We start from the raw sequence: 25,270 nt of genomic DNA, 5'->3' as shown, positions 1-25,270 counted from the left end.
GGCAATCGGACATTGCGCTGCGCGCAATGTCCGATTGCCGGAGCTGACCCCGACTTTTCATTTGCTTCCTACAGGCGGGCGGCGACCAGGCGGCCGTCCGGGGTAACGCGCTTGAAGCGGATTACCTGGCTGCCGTCGGCTGCGGTTTCCTGCACCACAAAAGCAGAACCGGGCAGGATGTCTTCGTTGGCCACCAGCGGCAGGCCGTCGACTATGGCCAGCAACTGGCTACCCTGCCCCAACTCCAGCCGGCTGCCGGCCGGTACCCGTTCCAGGGTGTCGATATCGTACGCATCCAGTACTCCCGGCTCGCCATTGCGGCTGGCGAGGAAGGTGCGTGTTGCGCCAATCCGCGGCGTGGCCATGAACAGCGCCAAGCGGTCGCTGGAGACACCCAGGTCTTCCGGCAGGCGGTCCAGTGTCCGGAAGCTGAGCAGCACCGGCTGGCGGCCCTGTTCAAACTCGCCCGGAACGCCATTGGCGAGCGTCATGGGCAGCAGGGCGCGGGCGAACTGGTCATAACGCAAGACTTGCAGCCTTCCATTGGCGTACGGTTGCTGCGCCGCCAGCCCGCCCCAGGCAATGATGCGAGCCGGGCCGTTCGCGGATTTCAGCACATCCAGGGCCACCGCGCCGGCAAAGGGGGCATTCAGTTTGTTGGCGCCGGTCACCGCGTCGAGCAGCTGGATGGCGGGCGTGGCGGCCGGCACCGCTGTCGGCGGCGCATCGCTCACCACCATCGATACCGGGCCGTCGCCCAGGTCTTCAATGCCGGCCGGCGGGGTGCCTCCCAGCAGCAGCGCGCCATTCGCGAACGTCAGGCGTTTCAGTTCGGGCGAGCGGTCGTCCGGTTTCTTGGTCGCGTCGCGGAAGAAGCGGTAGCGCCGTTCGCTGTTGCCGGCGGCCCCAAACGGTCCCCAGATCGGCTGGATGAAGCCGGCGGAGCCGGGCTGGATAGTGGGCAGCGTGGTGTACATGCCGTGCAGTCCCTCCGGGAAGCTGTTGTTCGGCTTGGGCAGGCTGTGCGCTGCGATCAGGATCTCCTGCCCGGCGCCTCCGCGGATGTCGGCCAGGCGGAACTGGCCATAGCGGCGTCCGCCTGGCGTGGATTGCACGGTGTTGCCAGGTGGGTTGGGCACGTCGGTGGCATCGGGATTATTCAAGTCCACATCCACCGTGCGTTGCGCGACCCGCTGGCCGCTCACCGGATCCATGACCAGCAGCAGGTTTTTGGAGAACACGAGGAAACTCTTGGCACCGGTGCCCCCCAGCGTGCCGGCCGCCAGCATTGCGCGCTGCACTGTAGCGCCGCCCGGCTGTTCGCCGAGGGTGAAGTCGGCCCGCTGCACGCTGCCGTTTGCAAAGCGGAAAAAGTATAGCGTGGTCGAGGTGACCACCTGGCCGATAGTGGCGAAACTGTTTTGCGGGATCACGGCCATGTACTCCTGGCTGCCGATGCGCAGCGTCGCCATGCCGCCAAAGTCGGGGTTGATGGTGCTGACCTGGGTCGAGCCGAACGGCCGTACGGTGGTGGCCAGGACCACGCCCTGCACGACCGCCCCTTGCTGCGGTTCCCGGATCTGCACTTGCGAGACCAGGTCGGCGCTATCGTCGTCCTGGCTCTTCTCCGAGGCGCAGGCCAGGTAGGCATCACCGTTGCCGGCGAAGTCGACGAAGCGGAAGTCCGTATACCGGTTCGCGCCCATGCGCTGGATTTGCAGGACCGGGGCATCGCTGCCCTCAACGAAGGTGCGTAACAGGCTGAAGCGCATGCCATTGGCCGTGATGCCTTGGGTCAGCACGCCCGCTTGCTGCTGCAGCTGGCCGGTGGCCGGATTGCGCCGTGTCGCGAACCGCGTCGCCAGCAGCGTCTGGCCCGCCGGGATGGGAATGCCCGGTACCGGCTGCGCGCTCCCCGCCGCGACAGTCAGGGACAGGTTGATGCCGGCAATGCTGATGCCGGTGGCAAAGCCGTCCACCCGCAGCGCGGCCATGCCAGCCTGGGCGTCGGCTGCGGCCTGCAAGGTGAGCGTGGTGCTGTTGCCCAGGACCGGGTTGGGGCTGAAGGTGGCGCTGACGCCGGGCGGCAAGCCGCTCAGCGCCAGCTGCACCGCTGCGCCGAAGTTGCTGCGCACCACAGTGATATTGCTGCTGGCGGACTGGCCGCGCGGCACAGTCACGGCGGCCGGATCGGCCGCCAGCGTGCAGCTTGGCACTACGCCCGCTTGCACGGTGAGGCCGATGGTTGCCGGGGCGATTTGCCCCCCTGGCGCACTGGCACTGACGGTCAACTGGCGCGTCCCTTGCGTGGTGTCGAGCGCGGTCGCGATGTTCAGCGTGGCGGCATTGCTGCCAGTCGGATTCGGCGTGAATGTGGCAGTGGCGCCCGCGGGAAGGCCACCGACGGCCAGGCTGACGCTGCCGCTCACGGGTGGCGAAATATTGACCTGGAAACTGGCGTTTCCGCCTGCGGTTACGCTTTGGTTGGCCGGCGTGACCGCCAGCGCTGGCTGTGCTGCCTGCGCACTGATCGCCAGCGGCGCCATCACGGGCCCACCCGGACTTTGCATGCGCAGCTGATAGTTGCCGGCTACCGTACCGGCCGCTACGTCGACCAACAAGGACACACTGGTGCTGGAACCGGAAGCGCCCAGCACCAGCACGCCGGGCACGCTGAAGCCGGCGGACGTCACTACCTGGTAGGCCGTCGCGTCGAGCGCCAGGCCGCTTCCGGCCACGGTAAGCTGCGTCGCTTCGCCCGCACGCAAGGTGGCAGGCTGCAGCGAGGAAATGCTGGCACCGGCGCTGCCGCCAATGGTGAAGTTGGCGTTGCTGCGGTCGCGTCCGCTACGCCCAAGCTCATCGTAGGCAACTACTTCGATGCGGCCCTGGCCGGTGGGGGCCGCCGGCACAGTCCAGCTATAGCTCTGGACTTCACCGAACAGGCCGGTCACGATATTGCTGAAGGTCAGGCCGCCATCGGCTGAAAAGCGCACATCGTGCCGCAGTACGCTGCCGTCGGCGTCGAAACTGTCCCAGCGGATCAACACCGGTTGGCCAGGCTGGAATACTTCGCCGCCATTGGGCGCCGTCACCAGCACGGTGGGCGGCAGGTTGATAATGATGCGCCCGGCTTCTGCCGCCGGTTCGCCTGCGACTGCATTGATATCGATAGCCATGATCCTTCTCCTTTGACAGTGAACAAGGTCGCGCGCTGGCGACAGGACTACATACGCAGGTCAGGTCGAATCGGATTCAGGGCACGCAGTTATACTCCTTGGGAAAGGAGAGCCCGCATGCCCCATGACGTCAGCCTGATTACCACTATCGCCGCAGCCCTTGGCTTCGGCCTCGTGTTCGGCTTCATCGCCGTTCGCCTCAAACTCCCCGCACTTGTCGGCTATCTCGCAGCCGGCATCCTGATTGGCCCTGCTACCCCTGGCTTTGTCGCCGACAGCGCCATCGCCGGCCAACTGGCTGAAATCGGCGTGATGCTGATGATGTTCGGCGTCGGCCTGCATTTCTCACTGGATGACCTGTGGGAAGTACGCAAGGTGGCCCTGCCCGGCGCCATCCTGCAGATCGCGGCGGCGACCGGCATGGGCATGGCGCTGGCGCATTGGTGGGGCTGGAGCCTAGGCGGCGGCCTGGTGTTCGGCCTGGCACTGTCGGTGGCGAGCACGGTGGTGCTGCTGCGGGCGCTGGAGGAGCGCGGCACGCTGGATTCCTTCAATGGCCGCATCGCTGTCGGGTGGCTGGTGGTCGAAGACCTGGTGACTGTCCTTGTGCTGGTATTGTTGCCTGCATTGGCAGGCGCCTTGGGCGGTAATGCAGGCGATGCTGCCCACGGCCGCGGCGCGGCCGAAGGCGGCATACTCAAGGCACTGGCCGTCACACTGGGCCAAGTGGCGCTATTCGTCGGCTTCATGCTTCTGGTGGGCCGCAAGCTGTTCCCCTGGATCCTGTGGCAGGTGGCGCGCACCAATTCGCGCGAGCTGTTCACGCTGTGCGTGATCGCCGCCGCAGTCGGCATTGCATATGCCGCGACCATATTGTTCGGCATCTCCTTCGCGCTGGGCGCCTTCTTCGCCGGCATGGTGCTGCGCGAGTCGGAGCTGAGCCACCGCGCTGCGCATGAGTCACTGCCTCTACGTGATGCCTTCGCGGTGCTGTTCTTCGTCTCGGTCGGCATGCTGTTCGAGCCGGCGATCCTGGTCGAACAGCCGTTGCGCGTGCTGGCTGTTGTGGCGATCATCCTGTTCGGCAAATCGATTGCCGCTTTCGTGCTGGTGGTGCTGCTGCGCTACCCTGCCAGTACCGCGCTTATGGTGTCGGCCAGCCTGGCACAGATCGGCGAGTTTTCCTTCATCCTGGCGGCACTGGGCATTTCGCTCGGTCTGCTGCCGCATGAGGGCCAGAGCCTGATCCTGGCGGGCGCCATCCTGTCGATCGCGCTCAACCCGCTGATGTTCATGCTGGCCGCCCCGCTGGAGCGCATGATGGGCAAGAACAAGGCGCTGGCGGCGCAATACGCCCGCAGCGCCGACCCGCTGGCGGAGTTGCCGACGACAACCGCGCAATCCAAGCTGGAGGGCCAGGTGGTGCTGGTGGGCTATGGCCGAGTGGGGCGCAATATTGCGGAGGCCCTGGCGGCGCAGGGAATTAATTATGTGGTGGCGGAGCAGAACCGCGAGCTGGTCGACAAGTTGCGCCAAGATGGCATCGCCGCCGTGGCGGGCAATGCCGGCGAGCCCTCAGTGCTGATCCAGGCCCATATCCACAAGGCGCGCATGCTGGTGGTGGCAACGCCGGATACCTTCCACGTGCGCGCCATGATCGAGACAGCGCGCGCGCTGAATCCGGATATCAGGATTGCCGTGCGCACGCACAGCGAGGAAGAGGCGGCCCTGCTGCGCAGCGAACGCGCCGGCGTCATCTTCATCGGCGAGCAGGAGCTGGCCAAGTCCATGGCCGCCCACATCGGCAAGGAAATTGGCAACCTTGGGGTCTGACCCCAAGGTTGCCATTTACAGGCGCGCGGCCAGTTCAGCGCCTTCTTTGATGGCGCGCTTGGCGTCGAGTTCGGCCGCCAGTGCGGCGCCGCCGATTTTGTGGAAGCGTGGGGTGCCTGCTGCGGCGGCTTCGCCTTCCGGCGGCATCAGTTCGGTCAGGCTCTCCTGGCCGGCGCAGATCACCACGTTATCCACTGCCAGCAGGCGTTCTTCTTCGCCAACCTGGATGTGCAGGCCATGGTCGTCGATCAGCTTGTACTGCACGCCGGGAATCATCACTACGCCATTGCGCGCCAGCACCGCACGGTGCACCCAGCCCGAGGTCTTGCCCAGGCCGGCGCCCAGCTTGCTGGTTTTGCGCTGCAGCAGGTAAAGCTGGCGCACCGGTTCCGCCGCCTTAGCGGGAACCAGGCCGCCGCCGGTCTTGGCGTGCAGGTCGACGCCCCATTCGGCCGTCCAGTGTTCTTTTGCCAGCGGCAGCGAGTGTTCCGGGTTGTGCAGCAGGTATTCGCCGACGTCGAAGCCGATGCCGCCCGCGCCAATGATGGCCACGCGCTTGCCGACCGGCTTCTTGTCGCGCAGCACATCAAGGTAGGACAGCACTTTCGGGTGGTCGATGCCGTCGATCTTCGGCTTGCGCACGCGGATGCCGGTGGCGACGATCACGTCGTCATAGCCGCCCGCCAGCAGTTCTTCGCGCGTGACGCGGTGGTTCAGTTGCAGTTTGACGCCGGTCAACTCGATCTTGCGGCCAAAGTAGCGCAGGGTCTCGTTGAATTCTTCCTTGCCCGGAATCTGCCTGGCGATATTGAACTGGCCGCCAATGCGGTCGCTGGAGTCGAACAGGGTGACATCGTGGCCGCATTCCGCCGCTACGGTCGCTGCCGACAGGCCTGCGGGGCCGGCACCCACCACCGCCACCTTGCGGCGGGCTGCAGCGGGTTTGTACACCAGCTCCGTTTCGTGGCAGGCGCGCGGGTTGACCAGGCAGCTTGCGCGCTTGTTCTGGAAAGTATGGTCGAGGCAGGCCTGGTTGCATCCGATGCAAGTATTGATTTCGTCGGCGCGTCCGGCTGCCGCCTTGTTGACGAACTCGGCGTCAGCGAGGAAGGGGCGCGCCATCGACACCATGTCGGCATCGCCGCGGCGGATGATGTCTTCCGCTTCCGCCGGCATGTTGATACGGTTCGAAGCCACGACGGGAATGGTCACCTCCTTGCGCAGGCGCCCTGCCACTTCGGCAAAGGCGGCGCGCGGCACCGAGGTGACGATGGTCGGCACGCGGGCTTCATGCCAGCCGATGCCGGTGTTCAGGATGGTGACGCCGGCCTGCTGCAAGGCCTTGGCGACAGTCACCACCTCTTCCCAGGTATTGCCGCCGTCCACCAGGTCCAGCAGCGAATGGCGGTACATGATGATGAAGTCGCGGCCGACGGCTTCGCGCATGCGGCGTACGATTTCCACCGGCAGGCGCATGCGGTTTTCGATGCTGCCGCCCCAGCGGTCGGTGCGCAGGTTGGTGCGGGCGCACAGGAACTGGTTCAGCAGGTAGCCTTCGCTGCCCATCACCTCGACGCCGTCGTAGCCGGCCTTTTGCGCCAGCCTGGCGGCGCGCACGTAGGCCTTGATGGTCGATTCGATGCCGCTTTCCGTCAACGCCTTCGGCTTGAAGGGCGAGATCGGGGATTTCTTGTCGGAGGCGGACACGGCAAACGGCTGGTAGCCATAGCGTCCCGCGTGCAGGATCTGCATCAGGATCTTGCCGCCCTCTTCGTGCACGGCGCCGGTCAGCTTGCGGTGGTTGAACACGTCACCGAAGAAGTTCATAGTGCCGCCGAAAGGCAGCAGCCAGCCTTGGCGGTTCGGCGAGATGCCGCCGGTGACGATCATGCCCACGCCACCCCTGGCGCGTTCGCGGTAGAAGGCGGCCAGCTTGTCATAATTGAAGAAGCGGTCTTCCAGCCCGGTGTGCATGGAACCCATGATGACGCGGTTGCGCAAGGTGGTAAAACCCAGGTCGAGGGGCGAGAGGAGGTGAGGGAAATTCATGGTCTATGGCGGTCTGGCGGGGGTTCTGTGCGCCGTCTAACGATGGAAGCGCGCGGCGCTTGTATTCTGCCACCAGTTACCTTACGCTGGTAGCATGAAGCGACTGTTATTAGTACTGTTCCTCGGTTTTACCGCGCCTGCCTTTGGCGCGGGACAGGCGGCCCGTTTGGAAGTTCCGAAGCTGGAAGTGTCCGTCAGCCGGGTGAAGACAGACGCGCAACAACTCTACGAAGTGAATGCCAGCGGCACTGTTCATGCTTCGCTGCCAACAGTCTGGCGCACCCTCACCACTTACGACCGCATGGAGGAATTCGTGCCCGACATGGCGTCGTGCCGGGTGCTTTCGCGGAATGGCAATGAAGTCATCATTGAACAATTTGGCACGGCCCGCTTCCTGTTCATGTCGCGTTCCATCCATCTTGTCGTACGGGCAACGGAGCAGCCGATGTCGTCGATCGACATCGCCCTGGTCTCCGGGGACATGAAACATTACGAAGCGCGCTGGGAATTGATTCCCATTCCGGAAACCGGCGGCACCCGCGTGGTCTACAGCGGGCGCCTGATGCCGAATTTCTACGTGCCGGGACTTTTGGGCACCAACATCATCCGCGGCGATATCGAGCGCATGATGAATGCGGTGCTGGCCCACCTGGAGCGCCAGCCGGCGCTGCCTAAGCAGTCCGAACTGGCACGCGGCCTGGGCGGAGTGCCCAGCGTTCCTTAAGCTGCGGCCTTAAGCCGTGTAGTGGTCGCGGTCGCGTACTTCCGCAAAATTCTCAAGGCTGCCGATGCGGATCACCACCGGATTCATGGTGGACGCCGTCTGCATGGAGCGCCAGGCGAATTGCCATTCTTTCTCCATCGCATCTTCACGCGTCTTGGTAAACGCGGCGCCCAGGGCGGCGCGGCCGCCGTACTCGACGGCGCCATCGATGCCGGCCCAATTCGGCAGGGTACGCTGTACGGCGCGGTGGATACGTTCACCGAATTCCTCGGTGTTGTGGATTACCAGGCAGCTGTCGGCGCCGAAATGGTCGAACAGGTCGCGGTTCCAGGCTTGCGAGAAGCTCAGGGTCAGGAAGCTGCCCACAGGGCGCAGCACGAACTGGCCCTCTTTCAGGGCTTGTTCAAGTTCGCTGCGCGGGCCGTAGCGGTGCAGCGTAGGTGGGCGTTTGTAGTCGTGCATGATGATTCTTAGTGTGAATTTCTTTCGATGTGCCGCACGTGGCGGTGGGCACGCATAAATGTCGAGGCGATGAAGATTTCGCGCAGCAGGTAGCCGAAATTGCCGATCAGGCAGATCATCGCTGCGATGAACAGGCCGGCGATGTATTTGTCCAGCGCTACGTTGGTGGCGTCCCCCACAAATAGCAGGGCCACTACCAGGCAAACAAACAGGCCGCAAGCGGTGCTCAGCGCGATCGCAACATTGATCAGGTGCGATCGCCGGTATAGCACGTCCAGCTCATTGATGTAGGTGTCGTTATAGGCGACGTCCAGCCGCTCTTCGAGCACGCGCGAACGGTCGATGATGCGCGCCAGGCGGTTCAGCAGCACCAGCAGGTTGGTGCAGACCGTCGACAGCATGAACACCGGGGCAATCGCGAGCTGGATGATGTGGGCGATGTCGCCGAGTTGGAGATTCATTATGCAAAGCGTCCTTGCTGGCGGAATTGTTCGGTGGCGTTGACCAGGGCGCGGCTGACGCCCTGCTCCATGGCGCCATGGCCGGCATCAGGAATCATCTTCATCACTGCGTTGGCGCCCCAGGCCTGCTGCAGTCGCCAGGCCGAAACCGGCGGGCAGATCACGTCATAACGGCCCTGGACGATCACGGCCGGCAGGTGGGCGATGCGCGGAACGTTGGCCAGGAGCTGGCCGTCGCTGAAGAAGCCCAGGTTCGCCATATAGTGCGATTCCATGCGGCCGACACCCAGGTCAAGGGTGTCCGATGGCGGTTCGTCCGGCTGCGGCAGGAGGAAAACGCGACGGCCTTCGAACTTGCTCCAGGCGCGCACGGCAGGCCAGTGCACATCCGGGTTCGGGTCCATGATGCGCTTGACGTAGGCTTGCAGCAGGTTGCCGCGTTCCTCGGCCGGGATGGGGGCGATGAACTCATCGTACACCTCCGGGTGGAACCATTCGGAGCCTTGCAGGAACCAGTCGATCTCCTTCTGTGTGCAGAGGAAGATGCCGCGCAGGACGAAGCCCAAGCAGCGTTCCGGGTGGGCCTGGCCGTACGCAAGCGCCAGGGTGGAACCCCAGGAGCCGCCAAAGACCAGCCATTTTTCGATGTCGAACAGGATGCGCAGGCGCTCGATGTCCTGGATCAGGAGCTGGGTGGTGTTGTTGCGCACTTCGCCCAGCGGGGTCGACTTGCCGGCGCCGCGCTGGTCGAACAGGATGACCCGGTAGTGCTCTGGATTAAAGAAGCGGCGGTGCTGCGGCGACATGCCGGCGCCCGGGCCGCCATGGAAGAAGACGACCGGGATACCGTTCGGGTTGCCCACCTCTTCCCAATAAATTGTATGGATGTCATCGACAGCCAGCATGCCGCTGTTGCGGGGCTGGATTGGCGGGAACAGGTGTGGCAGGGCGTCGGGCATGGCTATCCTCTGTGCGTGAAGCCAAGATTGTAACCGCTCAGAAGAAGGTATTGATGGCTTGCAGGACGTTGTACGTGTCATCCACAACCAGCATCAGGGGCCATTTGTCGAAGGTGGTGCAGGGGTGGGAGATGCCGCAGCCGACCAGGTCGCCCACTTGCAGGCCGGCTTCGACGCCCTCCGGCCAGCGCAGGTAGGCGTGCTGGTCATTCATCTTGTCGATCACGGCGCCCTCAGGCAGTTCCAGCCGCTGGCCCCCGCCGCTTGGCCGATGCGCGGCGAGCACGCGTGGCAGGCCCAAGTCGTGCGAAGCGTCCCGTTTACCCAGGGCCAGTATCGCCAGGTTCGGCTCGGGGAGCGACAGCACCGTAGTCCAGAGCTCCAGCGCCGGTTGCAAGCCCTCTCCTGCCGCCTTGCCTTCGCGGCTGGCCAGCTCACTCGTCAAACCGCCGTAGTAGCCGTGATCATTGGTCAGGTAGCATCCGCTGCGCAGGATCGGCAGCACTTTCTTGCCCTGTACCGCAAGCCCGGAAAATTCCCGCGCCACGCGGTCGAAATAGGCTGAGCCACCAGCGGAGATGATCACCTGTTCGCCACCGAACAAGCCCTCCGCCGCTGCAGCCTTCAGCATTTCCGCCATGCGCTGCAGGAAGGCGTCGACCACTTCCACATCCGCCGCGCGGTTATCGGTGACCACCAGGCCTTCATAGCCTTCGATGCCAGCCAGCTGCAGGCCCGGCGCGCCGGCGATGGCACGCGCCACGGCCATCACCTCGTCCGGGTCGCGGCAGCCGGCACGCTTGCCCTTCATACCCAGCTCCACCAGCAGCGGCAAGGGCCGCGTGAGACCCACATCCTGCACGGCGCGCGACAGGCGTGCGACGCCTTGCAACGAATCGGCCAGGGCGAAGAATTCGAAACTATGGTCTTCCTGCATCAGGTGCAGCACGGCGCGGACATCGGCAGGCGCCACCAGCTCATTCGCCAGGATCACGCGCCGCACGCCAAAGCGCGCCGCAATCTGCACCTGAGGAATGGTCGCCAGCGTAATGCCCCAGGCGCCGTTCTCGATCTGCGCCGCAAATAGTTGCGGGCTCATGGTGGTCTTGCCGTGCGGCGCCAGCAGCACCCCGTGGCGCTCGCAAAAATCGCGCATCCAGGCCAGGTTGTGCTGAAGGGCCGAAGCCTTGAGCACGGCAACCGGCAGGCTGGTATCCGCCGCCAGCACGTTCCAGTGCTGGGCGCCGATCATATGCTGGCGCAAGGGCTCCACAATCGGCAGGCCTTTTACGCCTGGCTGCAGGATTTGTTCGTCGAGTTCGGGCAAGGCGTACATAAGTGTTCCAATCTCTCTTCAAGAATAGCACCGTCAACCAGCGGATGGCTCTGCGGTGTTGAACTGCCCTTATCAGGAAAGACGACCAGAGTTTGACTGGATTTCTTCTGCCAGTTCGTTCTCCTGGAAATCCTTTTCATTGATTGATGAGCAGTAGTTTTCCGAGTTGCCTTACAACCGTGCCTCGGGCTTTTCCGACTTTGAACACGGTCGGAACATAAAGCAGGAAATAGCCCCAGCGATAACGCGACCGGTTTCGCTCCTTGGACTGCAAGTACTGCATCAAATCGATTGCGGATTCACGATGAAATGTCCAGAGTACGTGATTGCGATACGCGACCGAAAAATAGGCCTCGTCTGGCCACCGCAGGACGTGCCTGGCACGGGTATGGCACGAGCTACATCGGATTGAGCCAACCGGCCAGCCGCTTCGATTTTTGAGATACCTTGAATGGTCCCAATCGCCTGCGGCATACCCTTCCGGAAGTTCGTGAATTGCCTGCTGCGGGCGCCCATGAAGCCCCTGGAAATAGAGCGCCGCATGCCACTTGTGGCCGCATGAATCCTGGAACTGCTGGTACTCAAACAGGCTGCTCTTCTGGAAAAACTCGACGTCCGCTTTCAGCCCGATACGGACGACTTCGGCAAACTCAAATTCGGCGCGGCCCCGGCATGCTGGGCATACGATATCCAGTTGATGCGGGATCGGCCGCCATTCATAAAGCCTGGTCATCAGTGCCAGAGAGCGAGGATCAGGCCAAAGACCAGGAATTGCGCGGTGTGGTAGCCGCCATCTATCAGCAACAGCTTGAAGCTGCGTTGGGCAAACTGGTAATTGATGCCGAAGCAGGCTGCCACCATGCCGCCACCGGCCAGCAAAGCATGCTTGATGGCGTACTCCAGCGAGGGCGCCGGGCCAACCCAGCGGGCGAAGGCGATGGCGGCCAGCAGGGAGAAGAGGAAGGCTACGCCGAAGACCCTGGCCGGATGGCCGTTCTGCTTGACGCCGCCATTTTCGTCATTCCACATCTTGCCGAACAGGGCCGGCGAGTACCACAGGCCGCCCAACATAAAGCTCGAAACGGCCGCGAGCAGCACGGCCCAGTAGTTCATCGCCCAGAGTTGCATCGTTGTCTCCCCAGTTAATTATTGTTGAGAAAGAACGATATGTGAGCAGGCAGGCAGCGTCAATCACTTGTTGTTGCAATGCGCCGAAAGCATTTCACCCATCTTGCCGCTGGCGGCCTGGCGCTCGTCGGCCCAAGTCAGGGCGGATTCGGTGCCGCCCGGTTCTTCCCGGCGCAGGAAACTGACGTAGGTGGAGCCTTTCTTGCCGGTGACGTGCATCAGGCGGACTTCGCAACTACGGCCGTTGGCGGAGGCCTTGGCTGTGCTCAGCACGCTGACTTTGGTCACCGGGCCGATGTGCGCCACCAGCGGCGCGCGCTGGTTCAGCATGTTCAGCAGCTTGTCCTGCGGGATCTCGCTGCTACAGGCTGCCAGCAGCAGCAGGGGCAGCATTTTCTTCATAGTGCCTCCGGAAGGACAAACGCCGACCGGCGCGAGGGCCGGACGGCGTTTGGGTGTTGCGTTGCTCTTTGCTTCGCTCAGGACATGTGCTGGCCGCCGTTGATCGCGATGTTAGCGCCGGTGACGAAGGCCGCTTCCTCCGACGCCAGGTAGGCCACCAGGCCTGCGACTTCTTCCGGCTTGCCCAGGCGGGCCATCGGGATTTGCGGGATGATCTTCGAATCCAGCACGTCTTTCGGGATCTCCATCACCATCTTGGTGCCGATATACCCAGGCGAGATGGTGTTGACCGTCACGCCCTTGCGTGCCACTTCCAGCGCCAACGCCTTGGTGAAACCGTGCACGCCGGCCTTGGCCGCGGAGTAGTTGGTCTGGCCGAAAGCGCCCTTCTGGCCGTTCACCGAGGAGATGTTGATGATGCGGCCCCAGCCACGGTCCACCATGCCATCCGCTACCGGCTTGGTCATGTTGAACACGGAGTCAAGGTTGGTCTTCATCACTGCATCCCAATTGACCTTGTCCATCTTCTTGAAGGTCATGTCGCGGGTGATACCGGCGTTATTCACCAGCACGTCAACCGGGCCGATGTCGCGCTCTACCGCTGCGATGCAGGTCTGTGCCGAATCGTAGTCCGACACATCGCAAGGATAAGCGGTGAAGTTATAGCCCTGGTCCTTCATCGTGGCCAGCCACGATTCATGCGTCTTGTTACTTGGGGAATACGTGGTTACCACTTTGTAGCCCAGTGCGACCATCTTGATGCAGATCGCTTCGCCCAGACCACCCATGCCGCCCGTTACTAATGCAACTCGTGCCATTTAATGTTCCCCTATTTATTTAAACAAAAGCTCATTCCCTCTCAACTGCCAATGCCACGCCCATGCCGCCGCCAATGCACAGCGAGGCCAGGCCCTTCTTAGCGTCACGGCGAACCATTTCATGCAGCAGGGTCACCAGGATGCGGGCGCCGGAAGCGCCGATCGGGTGGCCGATCGCAATTGCGCCGCCGTTGACGTTGATCTTGCTGGTGTCCCAGCCCATTTCCTTGTTCACGGCGCAGGCTTGCGCGGCGAACGCTTCGTTGATTTCCATCAGGTCCAGGTCCTGCGGCGACCAGCCGGCCTTTTTCAGGCACAGCTGCGAAGCGGTGACCGGGCCCATGCCCATGTAGGCCGGGTCCAGGCCGGACGAAGCGTAAGCCTTGATGCGGGCCAGCGGGGTCAGGCCCAGTTCCTTGGCCTGCTTGGCGGACATCATGATCACGGCTGCCGCGCCATCGTTGATGCCGGAGGCATTGCCGGCAGTGACGGAGCCTGCCTTGTCGAAGGCTGGGCGCAGGCCGGACAGCGCTTCCAGCGTGGAGCCAGGCTTCACGTACTCATCCTGGTCGAAGAAGATGCTGCCTTTCTTCTGCACGATTTCCAGCGGCAGGATTTCGTCCTTGAACTTGCCGGCCTTTTGCGCGGCTTCCGCTTTCAGTTGCGACTGCAGCGCGAATTCATCTTGCTGGCTGCGCGAGATATCGTATTTCTTCGCGACGTTCTCGGCGGTGATGCCCATGTGGTACTGGTTGTACACGTCCCACAGGCCGTCGACGATCATGGTATCGACCATCTTGGCGTCGCCCATGCGGAAGCCGTCGCGCGAGCCGTTCAGCACGTGCGGCGAGGCGCTCATGTTTTCCTGGCCGCCGGCGATGATGATGTTGGCGTCGCCGCACTTGATCGCTTGCGCTGCCAGGTGGGTGGCCTTAAGGCCGCTGCCGCAGACTTTGTTGATGGTGTAGCCCGGGATGGCGCTTGGCAGGCCGGACTTGATGAGGGCCTGGCGGGCCGGGTTCTGGCCGACGCCAGCGGTCAGCACCTGGCCCATGATCACTTCGCTGACCAGGTTCGGGTCAATGCCAGTCTTGGCCAACAGGCCCTTGATGACATGGGCGCCCAGCTCTGCTGCCGGGGTCTTGGCCAGGGAACCGCCGAACTTGCCTACTGCGGTACGGCCTGCTGCAACAATTACTACATCATCCATTCTGCTTCTCCGGGAGTGGTATGAAAATCATTCAATGCATTCTAGCTAAGTGCCCTGCCTGCGGCCAGCTATGGCCTACCGGAACAATGGCTTATTCAAAGCCACGTCTGTTGCCTCGCGTCCATATGCTTGTGCACGGTCGATGGCGTGCTTGCCCTGGTCGGTAGCCATTTGCAGCAGGTCTTGTGGATGCTGGATGGCCAGGAATTCGTTGGAGGCTGCGGTCATGGCAGCCAGAGAAGCCCATGCGGTATCACGATGCCAGTCACAGATGTTGGCGAAGCTGGCAAGTTGCGTGTCGAAAGCCGCTTGTGCGGCGCGGGAAAATTCGTCGGTAAACGCGTACATGCCCATGCTCCTTCAATTGTTCGGTGGCTGAGATACCGCAAGACTTCTCATGTTAGTGCGCGATTCCTGACAAACGTTTGATAAACATCAAGGCTGCTTTCATTTTGCATAAAACCTATGTCGATGTCACGACAATAACTTGATACCGTCCAAGGTAGCTGCGCACTGCTCGCGTATCACGTTGACGAAGTCGGCCACGTAGGCCTTGTGCTGCAAGGGCGGCGGCACCGAGACAAACAGGTCGCTCCACAATCCGGTCTCGCCAATCGGGCGCGCGATGACGTAGTCGTAGTCGACATAATTCTTGATGGCCCAGTTCGGCAAAGCCGCGACACCGCGCCGGCTTGCAACCAGTTGCAGTATCGCCACCGTGAGTTCGGCGGTGCGGCGCTGGAACTCGACGCCGGCGGGGCGCAGCACCTCGCGGATCAGGTCGATGCGTGTTTCGGGCACCGGATAGGTGATCAGGGTTTCGCCCGAGAAATCCTGGGCCGACAGGCGGCGCTGTCCGGCGAGGCGGTGCTTTTGCGCCATCACGGTGAGGATTTCGAAGCGGAATAGCGGGAAGGTGGAATACTCGGCGCTGTAGTCGGAACCGATCACCAGGTCGGCCGCACCATTGCGCAGCAGGTCGGCCGGTTCGCTGTGGAAGCCGGAAACCAGGTCGATTTCCACGTCCGGCCAGCGGGTGCGGAAGGCATCCATCACCGGCATCAGCCAATCGAAACATGTATGGCATTCCAGCGCCACGCGCAACTGGCCGGTGTCGCCTTGCGACAGGCGCAGCACGTCGCGCTCGGCACGCTCCACTTCCGGCAACAGCGTATCGGCCAGTTTCAGTAAGCGTTCGCCGGTAGCGGTGAAGCCGATTGGTATCGATTTACGCTCAAACAGCGGCGTACCGTAGCGATCTTCCAGCAATTTGATTTGATGCGACAGGGCTGACTGCGTCAGGTTCAGCAACTGTGCTGCCTTGACCAGGCTACCCGAGGAGCGAAGCGCCGACAGCGTGCGCAAGTGACGAATCTCAAGCATGTATGAAAAGTTTTCAAGTGGATGCATAAAAAGTTTCGTTTTTATTATATGCCGTCATGCCGCAAACTGTACTTCATCAATATTTCTTAAGCATGACAAAAATGAAACTCATACAAACTCATATTCCTGGCTTTCCACGCATCGGCGCAGCGCGTGAATTGAAGTTCGCCTTGGAGCGCTTTTGGCGCGGCGACCTGTCCGAAGCAGCGCTGCAAGACACTGCCAGCAATCTCCGTGCCCGGCACTGGGAAACCCAGCGCCAGCACGGACTGGATGTCGTGACGGTGGGTGATTTCGCCTTCTACGACCATGTGGCCAACCATATCCAGCTGTTTGGATGCGAGCCGGCACGCTTTGGCTTCGAGGATGGCGAGCCGGAACTGGCACGCTACTTCGCCATGGCACGCGGAGATAGCGCACATGAATCGTGCGGCTGCGGCCACAATGGTGCGGCGCTGGAAATGACGAAATGGTTCGACACCAACTACCACTACCTGGTGCCGGAGTTCAGCGAGTCGACTGGGTTCGCACTGCATGCCCAGCGGCTGCTGGATGAAGTCGCCGAAGCGCGCGCCGCCGGTCACCAGGTGAAAGCGATGCTGCTCGGTCCATTGACTTTCCTTTGGCTCGGCAAGGAGCGCGACGCAGTCGCCGGCTTCAATCGCCTCGACCTGCTCGACACCCTGCTGCCGCAATACAGCAAGCTCCTGATGCAGTTGCGCGCAGCAGGCGCCGACTGGGTGCAACTGGACGAACCTATCCTGGGCCTCGACCTGCCCAACGCCTGGCGTAATGCGTTCGAGCCAGCATATTGGCTGCTCAACCAATCAGGTGCGCAACTGATGGTCGCCACATACTTCTCGCCCCTGGAAGAAAACGTCAGCCTGGCCTGCCGCTTGCCTGTCGCCGGCCTGCACGTGGACGCCGTGCGCGCCGCCAGCGAGCTGGCCAGCGTGGCCGACTGGCTGCCGGCACATAAGGTGCTGTCGATTGGCATCATTGATGGCCGCAACATCTGGCGCACCGATATGGATGCCGCCCTCGCGACGCTCCTGCCGGTGATCGGCAAGCGCAGCGGGCCGGTCTGGCTTTCCACTTCCTGCTCCTTGCTGCACGTGCCATACAGCCTGGCGGCCGAGCCCTCCCTTGACGCCGAGGTGCAGCCATGGCTGGCCTTTGCCGAGGAGAAGCTGGCCGAACTCGCATTGCTCAAAGCCGCGCTGTCCGCAGATGAGCGCGTTTCCGGCCAGGTCGCGCGGGGCTTTGCCGAAGCGCGCGCAGCACTGGCCAGCCGCCGCGCCAGCACCCGTGTTCACAAGCAGGAAGTCGCTGCGCGGATTGCGGCATTCTCCGCAGATGCGGCCAGTTCGCGCCGCAATTCGCCGTTCGCCAAACGCCAGCAACTGCAACGCGAGCGCCTGGCACTGCCTGCGTTTCCAACCACGACCATCGGTTCGTTCCCGCAAACTCCGCGAATTCGTGCCTCCCGTGCGGCCTTCAAACGCGGTGAGCTTGCTGCGCTGGACTACCAGCAAGCAATGCGTGAAGAAATTGAGCACGCCATCCGCCGGCAAGAAGAACTCGGACTGGACGTGCTGGTCCACGGCGAGGCTGAACGTAACGACATGGTCGAATACTTCGGCGAGCAGTTGGAAGGGTTCGCCTTTACGGCTAACGGTTGGGTGCAGTCCTACGGCTCGCGTTGCGTGAAGCCGCCGATCATTTTCGGCGACGTGCAGCGTCCGCAAGCGATGACGGTGCAATGGGCCGGGTATGCGCAGAGCCTGACCGCCAAGCCGGTGAAAGGCATGCTGACCGGACCGGTCACGATCCTGCAATGGTCTTTTGTCCGCGACGATCAGCCGCGCTCCGACACAGCGCAGCAAATTGCCGCGGCGATCCGCGATGAGGTGCATGACCTGGAGAACGCTGGCATCGCCATCATCCAGATTGACGAGCCTGCGCTGCGCGAAGGCTTGCCGCTACGCCGCAGCCGCTGGGATGCTTACCTGGCGTGGGCGACCAAGGCCTTCCGTCTCAGCGCGGCCGTGGCTGACGACGCTACGCAGATCCATACCCACATGTGCTACGCCGAGTTCAACGACATCCTGCCGGCGATCGCTGCGCTGGATGCCGACGTGATCACCATCGAATCGAGCCGCTCGGCCATGGAGCTGCTGGGCGGCTTCGCCAGCTTCCGCTACCCGAACGAGATCGGTCCCGGCGTGTATGACATCCACTCGCCGCGCGTGCCCGGCAGCGATGAAATGGCCGCGCTGCTGCGCAAGGCGGCGAAGGTAGTGCCGCCCGCGCAGCTCTGGGTCAATCCCGACTGCGGCCTGAAAACGCGCGCCTGGCCGGAAACTGCCGCGGCCCTGCAAAACATGGTCGCGGCCGCCCGAAATCTGCGTACTGAACTGGAACTTTCCTAAGCCTTCCCTATTTGGACTCCATTAGGGGAAACAGAATAGATCCAGCGCACAACTGTTTCCCCGTCGGAGTCGACCAGAGTCGCGCGCGCCGTGAAGCCCAGGCGCGATACAACTTTCGACGAGCCGATGTTTGACGGAAGGATCTCTGCGACGACTTGCTGCACCGAACGATCCGCTGCTGCCAACTTCAGGAGCTGGGCCACGGCAGCACTTGCAATGCCGCGGCCCCGCATCGGCTTGGCAACCCCATACGCTATTTCAACATCGCCATTGGACGGCATGCCTTTAAAGGTGCAGCCTCCAAGGATGGTGCCTTCGGGCCGGGCCACGATCAGGAACGGCGCGCACCAGAAAGCAGGCACGCCTGCCTCCAGCTGCTTCAACGCGCGGTCGGCAACGTGCGGCGGTGGAAGCGCTCCTTCCAGCGCGCCAGCGAAATTGTCGGCAGGCTCCGTTCTCGCCAAGCCAAGCAATTCTTCGCTTGTGAGCTGAAGCAGTTCGATCTCAGGCATTATTGGGCACCACCCACGCAGTGCAGGGCCTCGCGTGCCAGATCAGGCCAGCGGCTGACCGCGTTCGCGCCGACCGCCAGCCATTCCTTCATCAAACGCCCATGGCCTGGGTCAAACTTGTGGCCGATGCCGGAAGCCTCGAGCTCTGCGACCCGCGTGCGTGGCAGCTTGACGACAAATTCGTCAGCCGCCGACACCATGGCAAATATCTTTCCGTTGACCTTCAAAGCCGACGTACCAAAGCCTTTCCTGGCGCCTTGTCCAGACTCGACACCTGGTTCGCCGGCCAAATTTTCGGCCAACGCTGCAAAGCGTGCCCTGTTATCCATGCTTGGCCATTCCTTGTTGAAACGGCAAATACTAACCGGTTCGCGGCGACAAGGCATGACAACTTCCAGCCAGTCGCGTTTGCAACGGTATCGCACTATGCACTGCTCTATAGCGACAGGGATTTCCAGCCGTTCGTCGACCATTTAGGCCTGCAGGCCGCATAAACACTGGGCTCCCCTCCCCAAGCAAGCTTAAGCAAAGTACAATGCACCCAGCCTGGGCCCAGCCCGTTACTTTGCGATTGTTATGCCGAAGAGCACGTTCCAGAAGCCTATCGAGATCAGGATTTCCACCGTCGTCGCCGTGTCCGCCATCATGTACACGAGCGATCTCGTCGCCCTCGACGCCGCCATGCATGAGATGACTGGCGGCGTTTCCGATTTCTTCGAAGGGGACCTTGCCGTCATCGACGTCGGCGACCTGGCGCCGGGCTGCGAACGCATTGACTGGGCGGCAACTATCGCCCTCCTGAAAAAATACCGCCTGAATCCGGTGGCCGTGCGCAACGCCAAACCGGACATGGTGGAAGAAATCCAGCAACACGGCCTGCAACTGGACAGCGGCAAGCGCGAAGAAGCGCCCGTCGCAGCCCCGAAACCAGTGCCAGCTCCGGCCCCTGCGCCGGCCCCGGCTCCTGCCAAAACGGCGGCGCCGGCGGCACCAGCTTTCAGCGGTACCATGATCATCGACACCCCGGTCCGGGCCGGCCAGCGCATCTATGCGCGCGGCGGCGACCTGATCGTGATGGCCGTCGTCAACAACGGCGCCGAGATCATCGCGGATGGCAGTATCCACGTTTACAACACTTTGAACGGCCGTGCCCTGGCAGGCGCCTCCGGCGACGCTTCGGCCCGTATTTTCGCTATGTCGATGAGCCCGGAACTGGTCTCGATCGCAGGTGTTTATCGTACTTTTGAAGATGGTTTCCCGACTGAAAACGCACGCAAACCGGTACAAATCCGGTTAAAGGGCGAGAGTCTGGATATACAATCTGTCAATTCCGCAAAATAACAGTTCAGTAAAGGATTCTTTGTGGCACGAATTATTGTAGTTACGTCCGGCAAGGGCGGTGTCGGCAAAACGACTTCCAGCGCCAGCTTCTCCACCGGCCTCGCCATGCGCGGCCACAAAACCGTCGTCATCGATTTTGACGTCGGCCTGCGCAACCTGGACCTGATCATGGGTTGCGAACGACGCGTTGTGTATGACCTGATCAACGTGGTGCACAAAGAAGCTACCCTGAACCAGGCCCTGATCAAGGACAAGCACTGCGAGAACCTGTACATCCTGCCGGCGTCCCAGACGCGCGACAAGGATGCCCTGACGGAAGACGGCGTGGAAGCCGTGCTGGCCGAGCTGATCAAGATGGACTTCGAGTTCATCGTCTGCGACTCGCCGGCCGGTATCGAACACGGCGCCCTGATGGCGCTGACCTTTGCCGATGAAGCCCTGATCGTGACCAATCCGGAAGTGTCGTCGGTACGTGACTCCGACCGCATCCTCGGCATTATCCAGGCCAAGTCGCGCCGCGCCCTGTCCGGCGGCGAGCCGGTCAAGGAACACCTGTTGATCACCCGTTACTCGCCGAAGCGCGTGGAAGCGGGCGAGATGCTGTCATTTGAAGACGTGCAAGAGATCCTGCGCATTCCTTTGATCGGCATCATCCCCGAGTCGGAGCAGGTGTTGCATGCTTCCAACCAGGGTAACCCGGCAATCCACTTCAAGGGAACCGATGTGGCCGAAGCCTACACCGACGTGGTGTCGCGCTTCCTGGGCGAAGAAGTTGAGCTGAAGTTTACCGACTATGAAAAGCCAGGTTTCCTGAAGCGTATCTTTGGAGCTAAATAATGGCCCTGCTTTCTTTCCTGTTCCAGAACAAGCCCAAGACGGCGGTGGCGGCAAAGGAGCGCTTGCAGATCATCATTGCCCGCGAGCGCAACGGCCGCGCCGGGCCGGACTTCATGCCGGCGCTGCACAAAGAGCTGGTTGATGTGATTTCGAAGTACACCAAGGTGTCGGCGGACGATATCAAGATCTCGCTGGATCGCCAGGGCAACCTGGAAGTGCTCGACGTGAACGTGGTTCTACCGGACGCTTAGAACCGCTAAACCGGCCTGTGGCAGCCGCATACGCGGGTCAGACCCTTGGGTCTGACCCTGCCTTACCGGTTTTGGCCCGCCACCAGCACCTGCCGCGCCACCTTGGCGCAAGCCTCCACATGCTGGTAGCCAATCTGCCGGAAGGCAAAGAAACCAATAGTAGCGGAAGCGATTTGACCTGCAATAGGCACCAGTTTGCCCGCCTGCTTGGCCGCGATCTTGCCGGCACTACGTTTTAACACCGTCCCGACCAGCTCGCGCGTCACAACTTTCCCCACTAACATCCCGCCCAGGCTGACGACCGCCTCGTAAGCGATCAGCTTCAATTTCGGCTGCATACGGTCGATCTGATCCGCAGACAAGCCGAATTCGTGGTTCACATCATCGATGAGCTGCGTGAACAGGCGAAGATCGGACACCACGTCGATGCCGGGAATCGGCACCGCCGCCACGCCGGCCGAAACCGCCGCGCGGCGCCGCACCAGGCGCCGGCAGCGTTCGCGCACGGCATCGATGTCCGCCTCAGTGGAGGGCAACACAGTCCAGTCATTTTTCATGTTTTCACTCCCCCAATCGACTTGCAAAATAACACCTGATCCATTGTGCTACCCGCCCAAGCAGTGTACCGTGTGATAGAGAGACAGCTTCGCACGGGACCAGATAAAATAGTGCCACATAGAAATCTTTGATCAAATTGGTAACTATTTCTTGTAAAACTCTGTTATATTCGTGTGACTGCTTCTTAACATTTTGCTGTAAAGAACCATGAGAATCGTTGTCCTTGATGCTGACCGAAGCCAGGCGGACCTGATCTGCCAGGTCCTGACTTCTGCTGGTCATGCCTGCCATGGCTACCAGATGGCCAAGGACTTGCTGGCCAATATGCGCAAGGACAGCGTCGACATGCTGATCCTTGACTGGCAGGTTAACGATATGGACCCGGCCGAGGTCATTCGCAAGGCCCGCGAAAAGCTGCCGGAAAACGGCCCTGTGATGTTCCTCACCACCAGTGCCGGCGAAGACGATATCGTGGCCGGCCTGTCGCTCGGCGCCGAAGACTACCTGGTCAAGCCGCTGCGCCGGGCCGAGCTGGTGGCGCGCGTCCAGGCCCAGTTGCGGCGCGCCTACCCGAGCCAGAACGGCGCCGAACAATTGCAATTCGGCCAATACGTGTTCGAAACCCGTCCCGGCCGCTTGTTGATGGATGGGCAAGTACTGGATGTCACCCACAAAGAGTTCTACCTGGCTTTGCTGTTTTTCCGCAACATTGGCCGCCCACTGTCGCGTGCCTACATCCACGAGGCGGTCTGGATCCGCGAAACCGAAGTCCCGTCGCGCACGATGGATACCCACGTTTCCCGCGTCCGCAATAAATTGCAACTGAAACCAGAAAACGGCTTCCGCCTGGTGCCGGTTTACAGCTACGGCTACCGGCTCGAAAAGCTGGGCTCCTGAGGGCGAAAGCAGCACAAGGTATAATGGCGTCTGGAATCTTCCGTCTGGACCAAGATGCAACTTCTCGCCGTCGGCCTCAACCACACCACTGCACCCGTCGCACTGCGCGAACGGCTGGCGTTCGCGCCTGAGCAGCTTGGCACGGCAGTGGCGGCGGCACGCAACTGGTTTGCGCGCGCCGATTCGAAAGGCGGCGACGAAGCGGCCATCCTGTCCACCTGCAATCGCACCGAGTTGTACGCGGCCAGCAATGCCGCCAGCCCGCTCGACGCCGGCGCGCAATTCCTGGCCGATTTCCACAAGCTGAATTACGCCGAACTGCGCCCGCACCTGTACATGCTGCCGCAGCACGATGCCGTGCGCCATACCTTCCGCGTCGCTTCCGGCCTGGATTCCATGGTGCTGGGCGAGACCCAGATCCTGGGCCAGATCAAGGACGCGATCCGCACCGCCGATGAAGCGGGCGGCCTCGGCACCTACCTGCACCAGCTATTCCAGCGCAGCTTCTCCGTTGCCAAGGAAGTGCGCAGCACCACCGAGATCGGCGCGCACAGCGTGTCGATGGCTGCTGCGGCCGTGCGCCTGTCGCAGCGCATCTTCGACAAGATCTCCGAACAGAACGTGCTGTTCATCGGCGCCGGCGAAATGATCGAACTGTGCGCCACGCACTTCGCGGCGCAAAACCCGAAATCGATCACCGTAGCCAACCGCACCATGGAACGCGGCGAAGCGCTGGCGCACCGCTTCAACGGCAAGGCCATGCGCCTGGCCGAACTGGGCAACCAGCTGCACCAGTACGATATCGTCGTTTCCTGCACCGCTTCGTCGCTGCCGCTGATCGGACTGGGCATGGTGGAACGCGCCATCAAGGCCCGCCGCCACAAGCCGATGTTCATGGTCGACCTGGCCGTGCCGCGCGATATCGAGCCGGAAGTGGGCCGCCTGAACGACGCCTTCCTCTACACCGTGGACGACCTGGGCAAGGTGGTGCAGACCGGCATGGAAAATCGCCAGGCCGCCGTAGCGCAGGCCGAAGCGATTATCGAAACCCGCGTGCAATCGTTCATGCACTGGATCGACGACCGCGCCGTGGTGCCGGTGATCCAGGGCCTGCAGGAGAACGGCGAAGCGATTCGCCTGCTGGAGCTGGAGCGCGCACGCAAGCTGCTGGCCAGGGGCGAATCGGTCGACGCGGTGCTGGAAGCCTTGTCCAAAGGCCTGACCGCAAAGTTCATGCACGGCCCGCAGCAGGCGCTGCACCGCGCCCAGGGCGACGAGCGCGCCCAACTGGCCGAACTGCTGCCACAATTGTTCCGCGGCCGCCGTTAGCGGCGCTTCCCGCTGCCTGCCGCAGATGCGGCAACCTCCCGTTTTGATCGCGCCGCCTGGCGCCCCCCTTCCGCATAGGACCCGAATGAAACCATCAATGCTGGCCAAGCTGGACCAACTCGCCAACCGCCTGGTCGAACTGGACGAACTGCTGATGTCCGAAGGCGCCACGTCGAACATGGACAGCTACCGCAAGATGACGCGCGAACACAGCGAACTGCAGCCACTGGTGGCGCTGTACAAGGATTACCAGCAGGTGCTGGGCGATATCGACGACGCGCAAGCGATGCTGTCCGATCCGGACATGAAGGAATTCGCGCAGGAAGAAATCGAAGCGGGCAAGGCGCGCCTTGGGGGACTGGAACTGGACCTGCAGAAGATGCTGCTGCCGAAGGATGAAAACGACGAGCGCAATATCTTCCTCGAAATCCGCGCCGGCACCGGCGGCGACGAATCGGCGCTGTTTGCGGGCGACCTGCTGCGCATGTACACCCGCTTTGCCGAGCGCTCGCGCTGGCAGGTGGAGATTGTGTCGGCATCCGAGAGCGACCTGGGCGGCTACCGCGAAGTCATTGCGCGCATCATCGGCAACGGCGCCTATTCCAAGCTGAAGTTCGAATCCGGCGGCCACCGCGTGCAGCGCGTGCCCGCCACCGAGACCCAGGGCCGCATTCACACCTCGGCCTGCACCGTGGCGGTGATGCCGGAAGCGGATGAAGTGGAAGACGTCCATATCAACCCGGCCGACCTGCGCATCGACACCTTCCGCGCATCGGGCGCCGGCGGCCAGCACATCAACAAGACCGATTCGGCGGTACGCATCACCCACCTGCCCTCGGGCATCGTGGTGGAATGCCAGGACGACCGCTCGCAGCACAAGAACAAGGCATCCGCAATGAAGGTGCTGGCAGCGCGCATCAAGGACGTGCAACTGCGCGAGCAGCAATCGAAGGAAGCGGCCACGCGCAAGAGCCTGATCGGCTCCGGCGACCGCAGCGAGCGCATCCGCACCTACAACTTCCCGCAGGGCCGCATGACGGACCACCGCATCAACCTCACGCTGTACAAGCTGGACATGATCATGGACGGCGACCTGAACGAACTGACCACCGCCCTGACCACCGAGCACCAGGCCGAGCAACTTGCCGCCCTCGGCGATTAAGGTGTTG

Annotated in this window: 25 protein-coding genes; 9 read left to right on the top strand and 16 right to left on the bottom strand. The window is 62.3% G+C overall.

Annotation, left to right across the window (positions count from 1 at the left end; genetic code table 11):
• Nucleotides 1-68: 68 nt before the first annotated feature.
• Nucleotides 69-3,179, bottom strand: coding sequence for a COG1470 family protein (locus tag ACWBU6_RS02455; RefSeq protein WP_452647296.1), 3,111 nt, complete (start codon nt 3,177-3,179; stop codon nt 69-71).
• A 117-nt stretch (nt 3,180-3,296) separates the two neighbouring features.
• Between ACWBU6_RS02455 and ybaL the strand changes: the two genes are divergently transcribed.
• Nucleotides 3,297-5,012, top strand: coding sequence for a YbaL family putative K(+) efflux transporter (gene ybaL, locus ACWBU6_RS02450; RefSeq protein WP_452647295.1), 1,716 nt, complete (start codon nt 3,297-3,299; stop codon nt 5,010-5,012).
• Between the two features lie 15 nt (nt 5,013-5,027).
• Here the strand turns inward: ybaL and ACWBU6_RS02445 are convergent, their stop codons facing one another.
• Nucleotides 5,028-7,061: an oxidoreductase gene (locus tag ACWBU6_RS02445; protein WP_452647294.1), complete on the bottom strand. Its 2,034-nt coding sequence runs from the start codon at nt 7,059-7,061 to the stop codon at nt 5,028-5,030.
• 94 nt (nt 7,062-7,155) lie between these two features.
• On the opposite strand from ACWBU6_RS02445, the gene ACWBU6_RS02440 reads away from it, so the two are divergent.
• Complete coding sequence (locus ACWBU6_RS02440; protein WP_452647293.1) at nt 7,156-7,785, top strand: SRPBCC family protein; 630 nt, start codon at nt 7,156-7,158, stop codon at nt 7,783-7,785.
• A gap of 9 nt (nt 7,786-7,794) precedes the next feature.
• Here ACWBU6_RS02440 and ACWBU6_RS02435 read toward each other — a convergent pair whose 3' ends face one another.
• From ACWBU6_RS02435 to ACWBU6_RS02385, 11 genes are all read right to left on the bottom strand, one after another.
• Nucleotides 7,795-8,247 (bottom strand): hypothetical protein, encoded by a 453-nt coding sequence (locus ACWBU6_RS02435; RefSeq protein ID WP_452647292.1) that lies wholly within the window; start codon nt 8,245-8,247, stop codon nt 7,795-7,797.
• Nucleotides 8,248-8,255: 8 nt separating this feature from the next.
• Nucleotides 8,256-8,708 carry a DUF2721 domain-containing protein gene (locus ACWBU6_RS02430; protein ID WP_452647291.1) on the bottom strand — a complete coding sequence of 151 codons (453 nt, stop codon included), beginning with the start codon at nt 8,706-8,708 and terminating at the stop codon, nt 8,256-8,258.
• Nucleotides 8,708-9,667 (bottom strand): prolyl aminopeptidase, encoded by a 960-nt coding sequence (pip, locus tag ACWBU6_RS02425; RefSeq protein ID WP_452647290.1) that lies wholly within the window; start codon nt 9,665-9,667, stop codon nt 8,708-8,710. Before pip ends, ACWBU6_RS02430 begins: the two co-directional genes overlap by 1 nt.
• 37 nt (nt 9,668-9,704) lie before the next feature.
• Nucleotides 9,705-11,003 (bottom strand): amino acid deaminase, encoded by a 1,299-nt coding sequence (locus ACWBU6_RS02420; protein WP_452647289.1) that lies wholly within the window; start codon nt 11,001-11,003, stop codon nt 9,705-9,707.
• A gap of 136 nt (nt 11,004-11,139) precedes the next feature.
• A complete protein-coding gene (locus tag ACWBU6_RS02415; protein WP_452647288.1) occupies nt 11,140-11,736 on the bottom strand; it encodes a hypothetical protein in 597 nt (198 codons plus the stop codon).
• Entirely contained in the window at nt 11,736-12,131 is a 396-nt protein-coding gene (locus ACWBU6_RS02410; RefSeq protein WP_452647287.1) for a DUF1761 domain-containing protein, read from the bottom strand. The genes ACWBU6_RS02415 and ACWBU6_RS02410 overlap by 1 nt, the downstream gene beginning before the upstream one ends.
• Before the next feature lie 63 nt (nt 12,132-12,194).
• Nucleotides 12,195-12,533: a hypothetical protein gene (locus ACWBU6_RS02405; protein WP_452647286.1), complete on the bottom strand. Its 339-nt coding sequence runs from the start codon at nt 12,531-12,533 to the stop codon at nt 12,195-12,197.
• A gap of 77 nt (nt 12,534-12,610) precedes the next feature.
• Nucleotides 12,611-13,351, bottom strand: coding sequence for an acetoacetyl-CoA reductase (gene phbB, locus ACWBU6_RS02400; protein ID WP_426167185.1), 741 nt, complete (start codon nt 13,349-13,351; stop codon nt 12,611-12,613).
• 31 nt (nt 13,352-13,382) lie between these two features.
• Nucleotides 13,383-14,561 carry an acetyl-CoA C-acetyltransferase gene (locus ACWBU6_RS02395; protein ID WP_452647285.1) on the bottom strand — a complete coding sequence of 393 codons (1,179 nt, stop codon included), beginning with the start codon at nt 14,559-14,561 and terminating at the stop codon, nt 13,383-13,385.
• A gap of 75 nt (nt 14,562-14,636) precedes the next feature.
• The gene (locus ACWBU6_RS02390; RefSeq protein WP_452647284.1) at nt 14,637-14,909 is read right to left on the bottom strand and encodes a phasin family protein; all 273 of its coding nucleotides are present in this window, start codon (nt 14,907-14,909) and stop codon (nt 14,637-14,639) included.
• A gap of 126 nt (nt 14,910-15,035) precedes the next feature.
• Nucleotides 15,036-15,944, bottom strand: coding sequence for a LysR substrate-binding domain-containing protein (locus ACWBU6_RS02385; protein ID WP_452647283.1), 909 nt, complete (start codon nt 15,942-15,944; stop codon nt 15,036-15,038).
• A 101-nt stretch (nt 15,945-16,045) separates the two neighbouring features.
• Here ACWBU6_RS02385 and metE point away from each other — a divergent pair, with 101 nt between their 5' ends.
• Nucleotides 16,046-18,376, top strand: a complete 2,331-nt coding sequence (gene metE, locus ACWBU6_RS02380) for a 5-methyltetrahydropteroyltriglutamate--homocysteine S-methyltransferase (protein WP_452647282.1) — start codon at nt 16,046-16,048, stop codon at nt 18,374-18,376.
• Here the strand turns inward: metE and ACWBU6_RS02375 are convergent.
• Together ACWBU6_RS02375 and ACWBU6_RS02370 are read right to left on the bottom strand one after the other, a co-directional pair.
• Nucleotides 18,373-18,888, bottom strand: coding sequence for a GNAT family N-acetyltransferase (locus ACWBU6_RS02375; protein WP_452647281.1), 516 nt, complete (start codon nt 18,886-18,888; stop codon nt 18,373-18,375). The two genes, metE and ACWBU6_RS02375, sit on opposite strands and share 4 nt — an antisense overlap.
• Entirely contained in the window at nt 18,888-19,361 is a 474-nt protein-coding gene (locus ACWBU6_RS02370; protein WP_452647280.1) for a hypothetical protein, read from the bottom strand. The genes ACWBU6_RS02375 and ACWBU6_RS02370 overlap by 1 nt, the downstream gene beginning before the upstream one ends.
• Nucleotides 19,362-19,464: 103 nt before the next feature.
• Here ACWBU6_RS02370 and minC point away from each other — a divergent pair, with 103 nt between their 5' ends.
• From minC to minE, 3 genes are read left to right on the top strand one after another with little or no spacing between them, the layout of a single operon-like run.
• On the top strand, nt 19,465-20,229 hold the full coding sequence (gene minC / locus ACWBU6_RS02365) for a septum site-determining protein MinC (RefSeq protein ID WP_452647279.1): 765 nt from the start codon (nt 19,465-19,467) through the stop codon (nt 20,227-20,229).
• 21 nt (nt 20,230-20,250) lie between these two features.
• Entirely contained in the window at nt 20,251-21,066 is an 816-nt protein-coding gene (gene minD, locus ACWBU6_RS02360; protein WP_130316191.1) for a septum site-determining protein MinD, read from the top strand.
• On the top strand, nt 21,066-21,317 hold the full coding sequence (gene minE, locus ACWBU6_RS02355) for a cell division topological specificity factor MinE (protein WP_130316192.1): 252 nt from the start codon (nt 21,066-21,068) through the stop codon (nt 21,315-21,317). Before minD ends, minE begins: the two co-directional genes overlap by 1 nt.
• Before the next feature lie 62 nt (nt 21,318-21,379).
• On the opposite strand, the gene ACWBU6_RS02350 is transcribed toward minE, so the two are convergent.
• A complete protein-coding gene (locus ACWBU6_RS02350) occupies nt 21,380-21,874 on the bottom strand; it encodes a hypothetical protein (protein ID WP_452647278.1) in 495 nt (164 codons plus the stop codon).
• Between the two features lie 208 nt (nt 21,875-22,082).
• On the opposite strand from ACWBU6_RS02350, the gene ACWBU6_RS02345 reads away from it, so the two are divergent.
• The 3 genes from ACWBU6_RS02345 to prfA all read left to right on the top strand — a co-directional run bounded on the left by ACWBU6_RS02345 (nt 22,083) and on the right by prfA (nt 25,263).
• A complete protein-coding gene (locus tag ACWBU6_RS02345; RefSeq protein ID WP_452647277.1) occupies nt 22,083-22,772 on the top strand; it encodes a response regulator transcription factor in 690 nt (229 codons plus the stop codon).
• A gap of 54 nt (nt 22,773-22,826) precedes the next feature.
• Nucleotides 22,827-24,101: a glutamyl-tRNA reductase gene (gene hemA / locus ACWBU6_RS02340; protein ID WP_452647276.1), complete on the top strand. Its 1,275-nt coding sequence runs from the start codon at nt 22,827-22,829 to the stop codon at nt 24,099-24,101.
• Nucleotides 24,102-24,186: 85 nt separating this feature from the next.
• Nucleotides 24,187-25,263 (top strand): peptide chain release factor 1, encoded by a 1,077-nt coding sequence (gene prfA, locus ACWBU6_RS02335; protein WP_452647275.1) that lies wholly within the window; start codon nt 24,187-24,189, stop codon nt 25,261-25,263.
• The last annotated feature ends 7 nt before the right edge of the window (nt 25,264-25,270 follow it).

Source organism: Pseudoduganella sp. HUAS MS19, from assembly GCF_053615455.1.
This window is presented reverse-complemented; position numbering and strand designations above follow the sequence as displayed.